Annotated in this window: 13 protein-coding genes and 1 pseudogene; 7 read left to right on the top strand and 7 right to left on the bottom strand. The window is 67.7% G+C overall.

What is annotated here, in order from left to right; translation table 11 throughout:
• Positions 1–115: 115 nt before the first annotated feature.
• Entirely contained in the window at positions 116–604 is a 489-nt protein-coding gene (locus tag LDL49_RS34605) for an SRPBCC family protein (protein WP_225297510.1), read from the bottom strand.
• The gene (locus LDL49_RS34600) at positions 601–969 is read right to left on the bottom strand and encodes an ArsR/SmtB family transcription factor (RefSeq protein WP_225297508.1); all 369 of its coding nucleotides are present in this window, start codon (positions 967–969) and stop codon (positions 601–603) included. The genes LDL49_RS34605 and LDL49_RS34600 overlap by 4 nt, the downstream gene beginning before the upstream one ends.
• A gap of 1,109 nt (positions 970–2,078) precedes the next feature.
• Here LDL49_RS34600 and LDL49_RS34595 point away from each other — a divergent pair.
• Entirely contained in the window at positions 2,079–3,041 is a 963-nt protein-coding gene (locus LDL49_RS34595) for a tyrosine-type recombinase/integrase (RefSeq protein ID WP_225297506.1), read from the top strand.
• A gap of 579 nt (positions 3,042–3,620) precedes the next feature.
• Here LDL49_RS34595 and LDL49_RS34590 read toward each other — a convergent pair.
• From LDL49_RS34590 to LDL49_RS34570, 5 genes are all read right to left on the bottom strand, one after another.
• A complete protein-coding gene (locus LDL49_RS34590; protein WP_225297504.1) occupies positions 3,621–4,874 on the bottom strand; it encodes an SGNH/GDSL hydrolase family protein in 1,254 nt (417 codons plus the stop codon).
• Positions 4,875–5,231: 357 nt separating this feature from the next.
• A complete protein-coding gene (locus LDL49_RS34585) occupies positions 5,232–5,564 on the bottom strand; it encodes a hypothetical protein (protein WP_225297502.1) in 333 nt (110 codons plus the stop codon).
• A 497-nt stretch (positions 5,565–6,061) separates the two neighbouring features.
• Complete coding sequence (locus LDL49_RS34580; RefSeq protein WP_225297500.1) at positions 6,062–7,414, bottom strand: P-loop NTPase family protein; 1,353 nt, start codon at positions 7,412–7,414, stop codon at positions 6,062–6,064.
• Positions 7,415–7,483: 69 nt separating this feature from the next.
• Positions 7,484–7,681, bottom strand: coding sequence for a hypothetical protein (locus LDL49_RS34575; RefSeq protein ID WP_225297498.1), 198 nt, complete (start codon positions 7,679–7,681; stop codon positions 7,484–7,486).
• Positions 7,682–7,700: 19 nt separating this feature from the next.
• The gene (locus LDL49_RS34570; RefSeq protein WP_225297496.1) at positions 7,701–8,750 is read right to left on the bottom strand and encodes an ATP-dependent DNA ligase; all 1,050 of its coding nucleotides are present in this window, start codon (positions 8,748–8,750) and stop codon (positions 7,701–7,703) included.
• Between LDL49_RS34570 and LDL49_RS58620 the strand changes: the two genes are divergently transcribed.
• From LDL49_RS58620 to LDL49_RS59795, 6 genes and pseudogenes are all read left to right on the top strand, one after another.
• Complete coding sequence (locus LDL49_RS58620) at positions 8,701–9,906, top strand: tyrosine-type recombinase/integrase (protein ID WP_225297494.1); 1,206 nt, start codon at positions 8,701–8,703, stop codon at positions 9,904–9,906. The genes LDL49_RS34570 and LDL49_RS58620 overlap by 50 nt on opposite strands.
• A 602-nt stretch (positions 9,907–10,508) precedes the next feature.
• Positions 10,509–12,320 (top strand): tyrosine-type recombinase/integrase, encoded by a 1,812-nt coding sequence (locus LDL49_RS58615; protein WP_225297492.1) that lies wholly within the window; start codon positions 10,509–10,511, stop codon positions 12,318–12,320.
• A complete protein-coding gene (locus LDL49_RS34555) occupies positions 12,298–13,122 on the top strand; it encodes a site-specific integrase (RefSeq protein WP_225297490.1) in 825 nt (274 codons plus the stop codon). Before LDL49_RS58615 ends, LDL49_RS34555 begins: the two co-directional genes overlap by 23 nt.
• A 21-nt stretch (positions 13,123–13,143) precedes the next feature.
• Positions 13,144–13,488, top strand: coding sequence for a tyrosine-type recombinase/integrase (locus LDL49_RS34550; protein ID WP_225297892.1), 345 nt, complete (start codon positions 13,144–13,146; stop codon positions 13,486–13,488).
• Entirely contained in the window at positions 13,485–15,791 is a 2,307-nt protein-coding gene (locus tag LDL49_RS34545) for a tyrosine-type recombinase/integrase (RefSeq protein ID WP_225297488.1), read from the top strand. The genes LDL49_RS34550 and LDL49_RS34545 overlap by 4 nt, the downstream gene beginning before the upstream one ends.
• A gap of 66 nt (positions 15,792–15,857) precedes the next feature.
• Positions 15,858–16,011, top strand: a pseudogene (locus LDL49_RS59795) (IS256 family transposase); the annotation flags it as partial.

The raw sequence follows: 16,011 nt of genomic DNA, 5'->3' as shown, positions 1-16,011 counted from the left end.
CACCTTGCACGTCGCGGTGGCTGTTCGGTGTCGTGGGCAGCGCGGACCTGACGGTCCGGCGCGGCCGACTGACCGAGACATCGAACAGCCACAGCGGACAGTCGTGGGTGTCTGCTCAGGCGCGGTTCACCAGCAGCTCGTCGAGCTTGTCGTAGCCCTCGCGGATCCCGACGTCCATGCCGCTGGAGAGCATGCCGTCCCGGGTCGGGAAGTCCGGCACCACGCTCAGCACCCGCAGCCGCGTCCGCCCGCCCTCGATCTGCTCGAAGGTCATCGTCTCCAGCGCGACGTCGTCCGGCTGGCCGTCGTAGGTGAACGTCCACACGATCCGCTCGTGCTGGCGCACCTCGTGGAAACTGCCGTAAAACGACGCGATCTCCGCACCATCGCGATCGTTGGCGAACGCCCACGCGCCGCCCGTGCAAGCGTCCCACCGGGTGATCCTCGTGGTGACCGAGCGCGGCCCGGCCCAGCGCGCGTAGAGCCCAGGATCCACATGCGCGCGGAACACCTGCTCCACAGGGGCGTCGAACTCCCGGATGATCTCGATCGTCGGGACCTTCTCGTCCGCCACGATCTCGGTCTCATGCCTGGTCACGGTCATGATGCGTCCTTACGGGTGGGTGTGTGGTCTGTGTTGTCAGCCATGTGGTCCAGCAGGGCGTCGAGGCGTCGATAGCGCTCCTCGGCCTGCTGGCGATAGCGCTCGATCCATTTCGTCATCAGGTCGAACACCTCCGCGTCTAGGTGGACCGGCCGGCGCTGGGCATCCTTGCTGCGGGTCACCAGCCCGGCCTCCTCGAGCACCTTCAGGTGTTTGGAGACCGCCTGCAGACTCATGTCATACGGCTCCGCCAGCTCGCCCACGGTCGCGTCCCCGCTCGCCAACCGAGCCACCAGGTCACGCCGGGTCGGGTCGGCCAGCGCCGCGAACACTCGAGTGAGCCGCTCCGCGCTCTCATCCACCATCTGTCCTCAACTCATCGGTTGAATAAGACCGTAGCCACCGGCCCCCGCGTTGTCAACCTGATGGTTGAGAACCTGGCGACGCGCCACCTGGATGATCACGGAAGGTCCCGTCCGGCGGGGACAGGGCCGAGAACTCGGTCCAGCGCGCGGGCGCTGTGTCCACGACACGCTCACGACACACGATCACGACCGTTAACAGCATCGTCGCGACCGTGGGCCCAGCACACACCAAGCCTTGTCACCGGACCCACCCCGCAGGTCCCCCAGTATCCGTGCGCGCGGCCACTCTTCCCCAACGCCCGGTCCCACCCATCGAGCGTCAGTACTGTCCGCCGCATGACAGCACGCCGCTTCACCCTCATCACCGCCTCGGCTACCGCCGTGCTCGCCGGATGCACCAGCCACGTCGCCAGCGACCCGGCCCCGCCCGGCACGGGCGTCAGCACCCCACGCGAGGCGGATGTGGCGATCCGGCTTCCGAAACGGGTCGCCTCTCCTCCGATGGACTGCGCTCCTGTCACCCGGCCATGGTCACTGCCGTGCTCGGCATGCCGGCCGAGCGGGACACCGCGACGTCATCGGACGTCACCTGTGCCTACACCGTGGCGCCCACCGCCGACCGAGGGCGAAGAGGGGTACGTGCTCGCCGGCCTGCTCCGCCATCCCCCGGGCCGGCGACCTGGAAGTCAACACCACCTTCGAGAACCCGCACCAGCCGGCCAACCAGGGCTGCGAGGTCTCCGTAGCGGTGGACAAGGATCACTGGCTCCGCCTGACCGTGGACGTCATACGCCCCTATCACGGCGACCTCTGCGCGACGAGCCGCGAGCTGCTCACGAAGTTCTTCGACGCCACGCCCGCGGGGTGAAGCCGCGTGAACGAGCTACCACCACCATCCCCGCCTCGACGCGGCACGGCGCTCACTGTCGTGCGGCTGCCGCGGGCACACCGAGCACCGGCCGGCCGAGACACGCGGTCGCCCGAATACAAGCCTGTGATAATGGCCTTTATCACAGGAAAGTGCCCCTCCTCGCGGGCGGCGACTAGCCGCAACACCATGATCACCGAGTAGGATACTTCAGCCGTTATCACAGGAACGAGAGGTGCCCATGCCCGCGCGGGTCGAACCGGCCGCCACGCACCCCATGGCCGAGCCGATCGCCGAGTTCCTCACCGACCTGGACAACGCCGCCCGCAGCCGGTACACCGTGCGCTGCTACCGGGGCGATCTGGCCCAGTTCGCCCGCCACCACGACGGTGAGGTGACCGCGATCGACGCCACGGTGCTGCGCGGGTTCTTCACCGGCATCGCCGGCCAAGCCCCCGCCACCCGCGCCCGCAAACGCGCCGCCATCAGCGAATTCCTGGCCTGGTGCCGCCGCAACGACCGGATGGACACCGACCCGATGGCCGTCATCGAGCACGTGTCGGTACCCGAGCGGCTGCCACGCGGGGTCGAACCCGGCCGCGTGCAGCGCGTGCTCGACGCCATCCCCAAGCGCAAGCTGCGCGACCGGGTGCTGTTCGGGTTGATCCACACCACCGGGCTGCGAGCTTCCGAAGCCCTCGGTGTCTACGTCGAAGACCTCACCCTCGACCCGGACGACGAACACCTGACCGTCACGGCCAAGGGCGGCCGGCAACGCACCATTCTGCTCGACGACCCGGCATTGCTCGCCCTGCTGCGCCGCTACCTGCGCGATACCCGCTACACCCGCGGCCCGCTGTTCCGCGCGGAGAAGAACAACATCGGCGGCCCCCCGCGCTACTCCAGCGCGGAGGAACTGTGGCGCAAGTACCGCACGGCCGCGGGCGAGAAGATCGAACTGCACCAACTGCGCCACGGGCACGCCACCGAACTCATCAACGGCGGTGTCCCGGTCGAGACCGTGCGGAAACGCTTGGGACACAAGAAAATCTCCTCCACACTGCTCTACGCCGAGAAGACCGACCGGGCCGCCGACGACGAAATCCGCACCTGGCGACGCCAACGCCGCACACCACGCCAGACTCTCGTCCAGCCGTCCACAAAGGACGCCACTCCGGCAAGGCCCGGCCCCGGTCCCGGCTGAACCGACAACAGCGAAACCCGCTCCAGTACAACGCAACCGGCTCTCCTGCCCCAGCTGCGGACACACACCGCCCCAGCGCGAACAAGCCCAACAGCACCTCGCCGACCTCGCCGTCACCTGGCTGCAATCCGATCCGAACGGCCGTCTCACCGTCGCCCACCACTGCGCCGAGTGCGCCCCGCGCGGACCGGTCGCCGACATCGCCTGCACCCGCTGCGGCGACGGCCTCCTGCTCACCGGACCAGCCGCCGATACCATCGAATCCGGCACGCTGCCCGCCGACGTCCACACCTGACTGCACGCCAACGGCTGGCACCTCGACGACCAGCAGCCGACCTGCCCGGCCTGCGTCCGCACCGCACGACCCCTACCAACTACCGGTCAGTAGGTTTGCCCCAGGGTGTAGCTACCCAAGCACTTGGCCGGGTTCACCGGCCGCGTCGTCGTACAGGCCGGGCATCTGCCGCGGGTCCGGGCCTTCCTCCCAGTCCTCCCGAGCCGGCCAGGCCCACCGGTCCCCGGCCACCGTGATCGCCTGCTGCGCCAACGACTGCGGCCGGACGCGAAGCCGAGGAGAGGTCAGGAGATGGTGAGCGTGCCGTCCGCGTTACGGGCGCATGTGACGACCGCGCGGGGCGACGCGGCGAAGGCGCCGGTCAGGCACTGCCCGAGTACCGCGTGGCCCGCGGCGTTGGGGTGCCACGACTCCTGGCAGGTCTGGAAGTAGGTGACGCAGGTGTTCGCCGCCCGCTGGATACCGATCTTGTCCCAGCCGGACAGGCTGGTGATGAACGTACCGGACGGGCCGTCCTGTACCCGGATCGGCGTCGCGAGCGCGCCCTCCGGGCTGTCGGGGTTCTCGCAGAGCCTGGCGCCGTCGAAGGCCCGCTGGACGTCCAGTACGCGGAGGTCGGCCGCCGGGCGTTCGGCCGCGAGCGTGGTCTGCACGTTTTTGACCAGGGAGCCGAGGTTCTCGGAGAAGACGTGGCCAGGGGCGAGGCTCGCACGGTGGATCGGGCATCCGGCGGCGTAGCGCTCGGCGCCGAGGGCGCGGAACTTGTCGCGGGTGTCGGAGCGGCCGTCCTCCTCGTGGTATCGCGGGTCGAGTTCGGGGGGCAGCGGGTTGGTGTAGGTCTGCAGAATCACCTGGTGGGTGCCGTCGGCGTCGATCTGGGCGAGGGTGTCGAGGATCTGGCGCAGGGCCGCGGTGGTCTCGGTGGTGGCGGCGGCGACCTCGGCGTCGGTGGCCAGGTCCGAGGCGGCGCACGGCTTTTGCGGCACCGGACCCTTCAGATAGGCCCAGAACTCCCACCAGCCCGTCCAGGCGTCGGCGATGAAGCGGTTGGCGCACAGCGTGGCCACGTCGCCGAAGGTGAACTGGGTGTTGTTCGAGCCGAGGCCGACGAGGACGACGTCGATGTCGTACGACTGGGCGAGGGCGCGCAGCTGATCGAGCTGCGAGGCGACGGCGCGGCCCTCGTCCCGGGCGCTGGAGGGGCTGGCGATGTCGGCGGGCTGGGCGCCGGAGCACGCGAGGTTGAAACGTTGCTCAATGCCCGGGAGTGACGCCGCGAACACCGAGGCGTTCGCCGACCGGTGACAGAAGTAGGCGTTGCTGTTGGGCGCCGACCAGCCGGGGAAGGCCTGTGCCGTACCGGAGGCGTCGACGACGGGCTGGTAGTCCCCCGCGCCCTCCCCGCTGACGAAGCTGTCGCCGAGCGCGACGGCGGCGGTGGGCAGAGCCGCCTGCGCCGGCCCACTCTGCATGGCCTGGATGCCCGCCGCGCTGACCAGGAGGATGACGACCGCAGCGGCACGCTGGAGTAACCTCATGACCACCTCATTTCCTACTAAATGAGTACGAAATGCGCATGTGTGGATCACAACATGCCGCGCCAACGGCGTCAACATGCCCGTTTCCGGCAAGAGCGTCCTCACCGCCGGTCCGGGCATGCTCTACCGTCGGCGCGTCATGACCTGGTCACGGTGATGGTCCTGGTGCGCGGGATCTGGTGGATGGTTCGTCGTGGGTGGCCGCCTCCCGCGCCGGCGGCGCCGGAATTCAGGAGCGTGGCGACTTTGGGACGCCGGCTGTCAGCAGAGTGCGGTAGTGGACGAATGTGCTCGTGCTCTGACGCAGCTCGTTTCAGAGGGGTGTCGGCAGACTCGGTCGCGGAGTCGACCGACGACTCACCCGGTAGGCGAAGGTATTGAGGGGCCGCTGCACGCAGCCAGTTCCTCGGTAAGGGCGTTGCCGTCCACTCCGGGTTTCCAGCCGTCGTCAGCCGGTGTCTTGTCCTGCATGATCTGCTCGATGGCTTCCGGTTCGGCGTACTTGATGAATCCGTCGGCCAGGCACTCCACCTGCTTGTCGGTAAAGTCCTTGTATTCGGGGTCCGACCTCAGGTTCTGAACAAGCCGATCTCGCAAGGACGGCGGCTCTGGCTGCGCGGCACAACCGCTTCCTACGATGACCCCGCCGATGAGCACCGTTGCAACCCAGGCAAACCCGCGGTACGCCACCGCACCCCCACCAGTAGCAGCCCATTCTTCCAAATAGTTTATAACTTCATGTGATAGAAATGCTTCATTTCGAGAATCGTCGAAGTCGCATGGGTATCGTCTGCGCGCAGGAAGAGATGTTCGTGCAAATGCTCCACAGCTGACGAAGCTTAAATTCGTGGGTCGGTTCGAATCCGAAGAGCCGAAGCCCACCCCTCCGCCTGAGGGGGGCGACAAGCCTCAGGTTCGTCTGATCATCACCGCGGGAGAGCCGTACCGGCACCCGACTCTTGCCGCAGACCCGGGCGAGGTCCTGATGAGAGGCACACCAGCGGCCGGTGGCCGAGGTGCTCGACGAGATCAGGAAGCGTGATCTCCAGGGGGTGTACCAGCGGGTGACGTCCCATGACGACTCGGGCCCTTGCCGCCGTCCTCGCCGATCCAGCGTCCGTAGGTCGGCCGGGTGCGCCGCCCGCGCGAACGTTTCGGTGATTCCAGAAGTCTGGCCGAGTACCGTGTCAGCCGCGAACTTTCTCGGCACCGACGGACTCCAATCGGCCACGATCGTCATTCGGAACGGGGAAACCAATGAACCTCATCTCACGCCTGCGGGCCACCACGGTGATCACTCTGGTAGCGACCGGCTTCGCCACTCCAGCGGCGGGGGCGGTCGCGCCCTGCCAGCCGCGGCGCATGACGCTGGTCAACCGTCGCCGAACGTATCTGCTGACGGCCTGCGGATCGCGGCTGATTGTGATCGTCTGGCCGTTCACTTCGTCGGCATCGAGGGCGTCGAGGAGGTTCTGGTCGTCGGGCTCTGGTTGGTCGGGCCCTTCCCGGGTGGATCGGCGAGTCCCGACCACGATGCGTACGCCGGGGATTGCGGCCAGCGGCCGCAGCAGCGCCGATGCGATGAACAATGGCTCGGCTGCTTCGTCCAGCGCGTCGACCAGGATCGTAGATACGCCGGCCCGTCGTCGGACTGCCTCCAGGAGCGTGGCGATCCGTGCGGTCACCGGCTTGTCGACTGGGGCTACCTGGTCCAGCGCCAAGCTGGTGCCGAGACGGTCGATCACGTCGCCAAGGGTCAGCCCCACGAGGTGCAGCGCGATATCGAAGATCTCTTTAGGCGGTGTCTGTGGCTCGGGGAGCAGGCCGAACAGGCCGTGATGGGCGAGGATTCGGCTAAGTTCCGGGCGGCTGCGCACGAGAATGTCGCCGAGCAAGGCCGACTTACCTGACCCGGCGGTTCCGGTCACGATCAATAGCCCATCGTCGTGGTCATCGCGAAGCCAGTCGACGATGCGTTGGCGTTCGGCGTCGCGGCCTTCGAAGTACCAGGAGACCTCGCCGAGCTCGGTTCCTTGAGCCTTGGGAACGAAGTGCCGTCGCTCGTCGTCGGACAGGGCTGCAAGGATCTGCAGGACGGTAGCGCGCACATCCAGCGGCACGGTAATGCTGTCGGGTAGCGGAATTCGGCGGCGGAGCACGGCCTGCTCAACGTTCTTGGGGACGACCTCGCTTCCGGGGAGGTTCCGCTTGAGCTCGGCCCAGAGGTCCGTGAACTCGATGGCATCGTTGACGCCGAACGTGTCATGCAGGACCGTGCTGAGCGCTTCGCTGAATCGCCCGAGCGTAGTGGAACCCTCGGCTGAGGTTCCCACCAGCAGGAGGCGCCGGGCGTGACATTTGTTGTCGACTGCTGTGCTGAGCAGCTGGACGAAGCGGGCGGACTTGCAGGCGTCGATGACGACGATCAGCCAGGCCCCGCTTTCCGGGGACTGTGACTCTCGCTCGGCGATATGGTGCGCGAGCCGCTCTGGCGGAACCCCTTCTGCCCCGACGAACCGCGGGCTGTTGGCGTGGGCCAACGCGGCACTATCGCCGTCTGCCCAGCCGTGACCGACCCAGTACAAAAGCGTGTCGTCCGCGGAGCTCGACTAGGCAGCGAGCCGTTCTCCAACGGCGTCGCCTGCTCGTTCAGCCATTGGCGTTTGCCAGGAGACAATCACTTCTCCGCCGAAATCGTTGAGCAGCGTGACGACTCGGTCGGCTTCCTCATCGACATCGAGCCGCGGGTGGTAGTGGTACTCGCCGATCGCCACCGGGAACACGTCAATGCGAGGGGTGGCGCGCATAGTGCCCGTAGTCGGCGGCTCAGTCATCGGCGTCGCCACCGTCATCGGCCAGGACCAACTGAGTGACCGCGATCGTGCCGCCGCCTTCCACGATGACGCTGACCGGGGCCCATCTTGCGTCGGCGTGGCCGTCAGGCCGCCGGTCCGGCATCGAGCCTGGTGCCTCGCGGTACGGCGTCCGGGGACAGGTCCAGCCGCAGACGCCGGTAGCGCATGGGGTGCCGCCACCGGCCGCGTTCGTGGGCGACGTCGACCAGGACCTCGACCACCAGCTCGGGCACGACCTGCCGGTAGGCGATCGGGTCGCCTTGGCCGGGCAGTCCGCTCGCCCACCCGGCGGGCAGCTGTTCGGGCCACGGGTGGTCGGCCGCGGCGGCCGGGCGGAGATGGGGGCCAGCTCGGCGGCCAGGTCGCGGGCGAGGCGGGTGGTCCGGCCGGCGACCCGCAGCCGCCCGCCCTTGTGCGGGTAGCGGCCGAGCAGGAGCCCTGACGGCCGGGCGAGGCTGCCCGTCACGCCTCCCAAGATCGCTTCGGTGGACGTCCGGGACTTGTATTTCCACCAGCTTCGCGCGCCGGGCCGGTAGGGCTCGGCGGCGGCTTTGATCACCAGTCCCTCGATGCCGTGCGCGGCCAGCGAGGTGAACCACAGGCGAGCCTCGACCGGGTCGTTGGTCTGCATGGACAGGGCGAGCGGGCAGGCGGTCGGGATGCCGGCGAACAGGTCCTCCAGGTGGTTGCGCCGCTCAGCCAGAGGTTGGGTGCGGATGTCGACGCCGTCGACCTCCAGGAGATCGAAGATCACGAGGTGAGCGGGTTCCATCATCGACAGGTGGCGGGCGTGGTTGCCGCCGCCCACGCGGCGCTGCAACGCGGCGAAGTCGAGCCTGCCGGCGGCGCTCCAGCGGACGATCTCGCCATCGACTTTTCCAAGCGGCTCAATGGATGTGCGCGACGTTCGTGCAACCGTCTGAGATCGATCTATCTCTGTGCGTAACCTATCGTGTCGTGACGTGTGTGACGTGGGCGATGTGGGAGAGCTCGTGCGGCGTCGGCTGATCGTGGGCGACATGCGAGTCCAGGAGGTGCGTAGCGGGAGCGGCCGCGTGTCGTGGACGATCGTGTGGCCCGAAGGCAACGTCTATAAGGAAGCTGATCGGTATCTGCGCCGGTTCGAGAGCGAGCCAGGGACTCAGCGAACCTATGCCTACCTCCTGGTCGATCATCTGCGGTGGTTGGAGCGTGAGGCGCTGACATTCAACTCGGTCGTGTTGCGGGATCTGGTGCGGTACATGGGCCTGGTCGGTGCCGAAGTGCCCATGCCATTGGGGGAACCGTGGCGGACTGACAAGAAGCCCTACGGCAAGGACGCGCTCAGCGCGTTGGCCTCGGTGCTGAAATCCTTCTACCTGGAACTGGCGAGTACCGGCATCGGCGTGGAGTTAGGGCGGCAACTGGACGTGGTTCGGCTTCCCTCGAAAGCAGATCGAGACCGGTCGCTGCTGGGCCATGTGAAGTCCTCGATGCCGGCCAACCCTTTGACACCCCGGCGAGGGCGGCGTCGGCATCCAAGAATGCTTCCCGAGGGCGCCAGGCCGCTCCTGCTGGAGGCGGTGAACACTGCACAGGACCAGATGGTGGTGACTTGGCTGCTGGACGGCGGTCTTCGGGTCGGTGAACTATGCGGACTGCATCTCGTGGACCTGCACCTGCGTGAGCACGCCGCGTGCGGGCAGGCCAAGCTCGCGCACGCGCATGTATGTCATCGCGAGGGTAACCTCAACGGCGCCCGGGCCAAGTCCAAGCACCCGTGGGAGGTGAGTGGGGGTGTGGTCACAGGAGGGCTGGTCAAGCGGGTCAGCCCGGCGATGATCCACACCTACTTCGAGTACATGACCAACGAATACCCGCGGGCAGGCGCTGAGCACGGGATGTTGCTGGTGCAGTTGGCCGGGCCGGATGCAGGACAGCCGCTGACCACGAGCGCGGTGGCGGCGATGTTCGGGCGAGCCGCCCGTCGGACCGGGCTGGGGCACCTGACCCCGCACCAGTGCCGGCACAACTGGACCACAGCGGTGCTGGATGCCGCCGGAGGCAACCTGGTCATCGCGCGGGACGCTGGCGGGTGGGCGTCAACTGCCGTCGTCGACGAAGTGTACGGCCACGTGGATCTGCATGACCCAGACTTCGAGGCGGCCTTGCGGATGGTGTGGGGTGAGCTGTGGTGAGCGCGGCGCTGGCCCCCTGGGCGGAACACAACGTGCGGGAGCAGCGTGACCGGCTGGAGCTCCTGACAGCGTTGATTGAGGCTCCCAATTTCGAGCCCATGCTCCGTGCGGGGGTCATCAAGATACCGCTTGACCATGCGGTCTTCGCGTGGAACTGCCGGGTGCCCGACTGCGAGCGGACACGGATGGCAAACTCTGATCTGTGCGATGGCCACCGCAGCGAGTGGATGCAGACCCGGCAACGGTGGCCCGATCGAGGAGCGTTTCTGCAGGCGGCTAAGCCGTTGGTGCCTCAGACAATACAGGCATCCATCACGCCGGGTCTTTGCCGCGTGCCCCGCTGCGCCCGCCCTTCCCATCAGGGCAAGCGCAGGTTGTGCAGGCGCCATCAGAATCGGTGGGAGTATCACCGCGCACGTCACCCAGGCGCCGCGATCGAACAATGGGCGCACACGCAATCCCCGTACCCCTCCTGCGGCGTATGCCTGGTGGTGGCCTGTGAGGAAGGGGCGGCCTCACCTATTGGTCTGTGCAACAGACACGAAAAGCGCTACCAACGGGCGGGAAGCCCGGGAGGCGCGGCACTCCCGCCCGGATGGTGGGTGGCCTACGCGGGTTCGGACGAAGCCATCCCGGTAACCATACGTGACCGGGCGGCGTTCACTCGATGGTGTGCCAAGGAGCCCGCGCTGCTATGCAACGGGCAGATCAACCTTCTCGGCCTGCAGCCCTTGGTAGCTGCGGAACTTCGGTGGGGTCTTTTCACCCACGCCCAGCAGATCCGGCGCGCCTATTGGCCGGTGCTCAGGCTGCAGCACGTGGCGACCGCCTGCCGCGGGCTCGCGGCCCTGCAGGACTTCGACCACGCGGGCGCCGCCTACGGGCACTCGGCGATCATCTCCGAGATCCAACGAGAACTGCGGATCATCTATTACACGCCCGAGGACACCAAGCAGGCCGGCTACATCGAGTTCCGCCACTTCGGTAAGGCCTTCCCCAAAGTCCGCACCGAGCACGACCTGACGGCGATCTCGCAGCGGTGGCTTCGGGACCTGGTCTGGGACTTCTTCGCCGACCTGCTCATCCGCGCCAACGGGCCGCGCAGCGACAACATCTTCACCGCAGTGCGTGGCGCCTGCAAGGAACTATCCGCCTTCCTGGAAGCCCACGGCGACGACGGCGGCCACACCCCCGCGCTGCTCACATCAGACCTGATCCGCCGTTTCGTCGCCGACCAGCGCCACCGCGCCGCCCACCAGATGCGCTCGCTGGCGAGGACTCGCAAGGGCAAGCCCTCCCTGGTCACCCAGTCATCCTGCAAGATCCTTCTCGATCGCCTGCACACTCTCACGCGTTGGGCTCTGGACACTGAACGCGACGGCCAGATTGGCGTCGACCGTGCAGTCCTGCGAGCCTTTCCCGGCGGAGGAAAGCTCCCCAACCGGCCCCGCAACCCCTTCACCGATGAGGTGGCCCAGGCACTGGCCGATGAAGGCAACCTGCGCAGGCTGGCCGACAAAGACACCACCGATCGCGGATTCCGCGACATCTGGGAGACCCTCGTGGTCACCGGACGACGGGCCGGAGAGATCATCAAGTTGCGAGTGGATTGCATCGGTCGCTACAACGGCGTCCCGATGCTCTGGCACGACCAGACCAAGGTCGGCAACTTCGACCAGGCCATCCGCATCCCCGAACGCACCTACCAGCGACTCGACCAGCGCCGCCAACTCACCCTGACCCGCTACGCCGAACGGTTCGGCCACTCACCCACCCCACAAGAACGCGTCACGTTGGCTCTGTTTCCGACCAACAACCGCAACCCCGACGGACGGCAAGCAATCGCCTATAGCACCTTCCGGAACAACTTCGCTGAATGGATCGCCGAACTCGATCTCGGCGCACTGGTAGCCCACCAGGCCCGGCACACGTTGGCCACCAAACTCCTGGCCAACGGTGCGGCCCTGCCTCACATCAAGCGATACCTCGGCCAGGTGTCCGAGCGAATGGCTGAGCATTACGCCCACGTCGCGCTGTCCGAGATCGACGACGTCCTCCAGCGCGTCTGGGTCACTGGACCTGGGTCCGCCGAACCCGGGCGGCTGCTCTCCACCGACCTCACTCCGATGACCCGCGAGCAGGCTCAGGCGCTTGCCCTGGACCTCAACCGGCGTAGCACCCCCACCGAGGGCGGCCTGTGCACCTTCCAGCCTGTCGTCGACGGCGGCGCCTGCCCCTGGAACCTGGCCCCATTAACTGACCTAACTCCGATATTTCAGCAGTTCATGGCGGCTTTTCGGTTACCGGCGATAACTTGTCCGCGTGATCGAATCGAACGAGGAACAGGGACGCGATCTGGCGCGGCTCGTGGTGTCGAGGGCGGGTCGGCTCGTGACCACGGGCGATGCCCATGAGCCGTACCGGGTGATCGGGCCAGGTGGCGAGATCGTGGAGGCGGTGTCGGTTTTCCTCCGGGACCTGCTGGCGGCGGGCAAGTCGGAGCCGACGTTGAGGTCGTACTCGGTCGACCTGCTGCGGTGGTGGCGGTTTCTGGATGCCGTTGATGTCGCGTGGGACCTGGCATCGCGGGCCGAAGCCCGGGATTTCAGCTGCTGGATCCAGCTGACGGTCAAGCAGCGGCTGCAGACGTCTCGGCCTCGGGCGGCCCGCCTCTCCTCGCGGGTGCCGGGAGCGCCGAACCCGGTGACCGGCAAGCTCGCTGCCGGCGACGGTTACGCGCCGTCGACCGTGGCGCACAGCGAGACGGTACTGCGCCGGTTCTACGACTTCCACCGCGACTGCGGGACAGGCCCGGTGCTCAACCCGTTCCCGCTGGATGCCTCCCGTCGGATCCAGCGACGCCACGCCCATCACAACCCGATGGACGAGTGGATACCGGAGCGGACGGGACGCTACCGGCCGACGGTGCCGCAGCGGATCCCGCGGGCGATCCCCGACGACTGGTTCAACCAGCTGTTCGCGGCGCTTCCGTCGGACCGGGACCGGGCGCTGGTCGCGTTCTGGATCTCCACCGGGGCCAGGGCTTCGGAGCTGCTGGGCATGCACCAATGCGACTTCAAGCCTGGCGAGCAGCTGATCAGCGTGGTCCGCAAGGGCACCCGGGTCAGGCAGGAGCTTCCTGCGTCGGTGGACGCGTTCGTGTGGCACCGGCTCTATCAGCACGAGCTGCTGCGGGTGGGGGTTCCCCGTGGCTAGCGCCAGCCGGCCTGGTGGACGCTGCGGCGTCCCTACCGGCCGCTGACCTATCACGGTGCCCACCGGATGTTCGAGCGGGTCAACGCCACGCTCGGCACAAACTGGACTTTGCATGACCTAAGGCACAGTGCGGCGTCCAGAATGGCCCGCGACGGCCAGCTCAGCCTGACCGACGTGCAATGGGTCCTTGGTCACGCGCACCTGACCACGACGGAAATTTACCTCACGCCCACCCGGGACGAGGTGATCGAGGGCGTGCTCGCCCACCACGCCCGCCAGTCCCGGGTGCGGGAGGCACCGCCCCCGCAGCCAGCGCCGGGTTATGACCCGAAGTCGCTGTCGGTGCTGTTCGGAAGGCCGTCATGACGTCCGCAGTCAAGCACATGGCTCGCAGGAAACCAGGGGGATCGCCGGCGACCGCCCCGGAGCAGCACCGGCGCAACAGCAAGCTGCGGGAGAAGTTCCCGCCCCGGCCCGCCCAGCCGTGGTGGCCGGAAACCGCCCAAAGCCAGGAGGAGACGCTGCAGCGGCTGACCTCGCCGCCGTTCACGCCGGAAGGCGGCTCTGCCAGGGCAGCGCGGCGCCGCGGGACAGCCAAGATCCTCGACTGGCTGGCCTCGTTCCCCGGCGACACCTGGCAGCAGCGCTGGGAGGCGTCCGGCGCAGAGGCCGGCTTGGGCGCCTCGTGGGTAGAGCCGCCGCTGGCCTGGCTGCGCGAGCACGGGAAGAATGCCTCCTGCGACGCTGGCGACCTGTCGTCCGGGCTGCTGATGCTCGCCTGCGGGGACGTGATCAGGCCCGGCCTGGCATGGATGCTGACTCACCCCAATCACCATCTGGCCCCGGTCATGGCGGTGACACGTGATCCCACTGGGTTCGCCCGGCTGCGCGAGCTGGCCGAGGCCGGGCCGGAGTCGGCCCGGAAGGACGCCCGGCTCGCGGCGACGAGGATCGCCACGCTGCTGGCCTGCAAGGGCGGGGTCATCAGCGACATCGCCGTCGGGGACTGCGTGGAACTGGCCGACACCCAGCGGCAGGTGCAAGCCCGCGGCGGCCAGAAGAAAGTCGACTTCTACCTCCGCCTCCGTGCCCTCGGAACCTTCCCCGGCGACGCCCCGGCCACGATCCGCGTGTTCGGGATGGCCCAGGGCCAGCTCACCGTCGAGGAGCTCGTCGACCGCTACCGGCTTCAGTGCAAGCCGGTCCGCGACCTGCTCGTGGACTACCTGCGGGAACGGCAGCCCGCACTCGACTACGCCAGCATGCAGGCCATCGCCTCGACCCTGGCCGGCCTGTTCTGGGCCAGGGTCGAGGCCCTGTCCCCGGGCATCAGCACGCTGCGGCTGCCGCCGGACGTCGCACGCGCCTGGAAGGAAGACTTGCAGACGGTCAAGCGCACCGTCACCGGCCCCGACGGGGACAAGACCGTCGTCGTGAGCCCCCGGCTGAACGCCAAGGGAGAGCTGCTGCGGGTCCGGGCGTTCTACCTCGACATCGCCCAGTGGGCCACCGAGGAACCCGGGCGCTGGGCGCAGTGGGCAGTGCCGAGCCCGGTCAGCGATACCGAGGTCAGCTGGGCCAAGGAACGCCGGCGTCGCAAGGCCCGGATGGACCAGCGGACCCGGGAGCGTCTTCCCGTTCTGCCCGTGCTCACCCGCACCGCCGCCGAGCGCAAGACCGCGACGGCTGGCCAGCTGCAGGCCGCCGTGGCGACACCGCCCGGGGAGATCATCGAGGGCACCGGCGGAACGCTCCGCCGGGCCGTGGCGCCCAAGGCCAACGGCAGGCACGTGTGGGCGGAGGACACCGCCACCGGCAGGCGCCGCAACCTGTCCTATGAGGAAGAAGAAGCGTTTTGGGCCTTCGCCGCGATCGAGGTGCTGAGGCTGACAGGCATCCGCTGCGAGGAGCTCCTGGAGCTCACCCACCACAGCATCACCGAGTACCGTCTGCCCACTACCGGCGAGCTCGTCCCGCTCCTGCAGATCGCCCCGAGCAAGACTGACACGGAAAGACTTCTTTTGGTCAGCCCCGAGCTCGCCGACGTCTTGTCCGCGATCATCAGCCGACTCCGCGGACCCGGCGGCACCGTCCCGCTGACCGTCTCCTACGACGTCCGGGAACGGGTCTGGAACCCGCCCATGCCGCTGTTGTTCCAGCGCTCCATCGGCAGCGAGACCCGGGCACACACGCCCAACGCAATCCGCAACCTGCTCATCAACGCACTCGCCGCGACCGGCCTCACCGACGCCGCTGGCGACCCGCTGCATTACACGCCGCACGACTTCCGGCGCATCTTTGTGACCGACGCCATCATGAACGGCCTGCCGCCCCACATCGCCCAGGTCATCTGCGGCCACAAGAACATCGACACCACGATCGGATACAAGGCCGTATACCCGGCCGAGACGATCGAGGCGCACAGGGCGTTCATCGCCCGCCGCCGAGCCACCCGACCCAGCGAAGAATACCGCACCCCCACCGACCAGGAGTGGGACGCCTTCCTCACACACTTCGAGAAACGCAAGGTGTCCATCGGCACCTGCGGCCGCGCCTTCTCCACCCCTTGCATTCATGAGCACGCTTGTGTCAGATGTTCACTCCTCAGGCCGGACCCTGCCCAACGCGCCCGCATCGAAGAGATCGGTCGCGTCCGAGATGCGGTGTAAAAGTGAACGAGCGTAGGTTGCCGCGCTGAACCGACCAAAGTTCGCACTACGCAAGGACCTACGCTCGTGGCACGCACACTACCGCCCGTTCAAGCCATTCGCGCCGAGATCGACGCCTTGTTCACCGAAGGCCGTGACCTGGTGGAGGTCATCGAAGACGTCGCCCGTCTCGGTGCCCGCCTGATCATCCAGACCGCTGTGGAGGCCGAGGTGGACGCCT

Source organism: Nonomuraea aurantiaca, from assembly GCF_020215705.1.
Classification (GTDB): Bacteria; Actinomycetota; Actinomycetes; order Streptosporangiales; family Streptosporangiaceae; genus Nonomuraea; species Nonomuraea aurantiaca.
The sequence above is the reverse complement of the archived record's forward strand: the minus strand, read 5'-3'. Positions and strand labels throughout refer to the sequence as shown.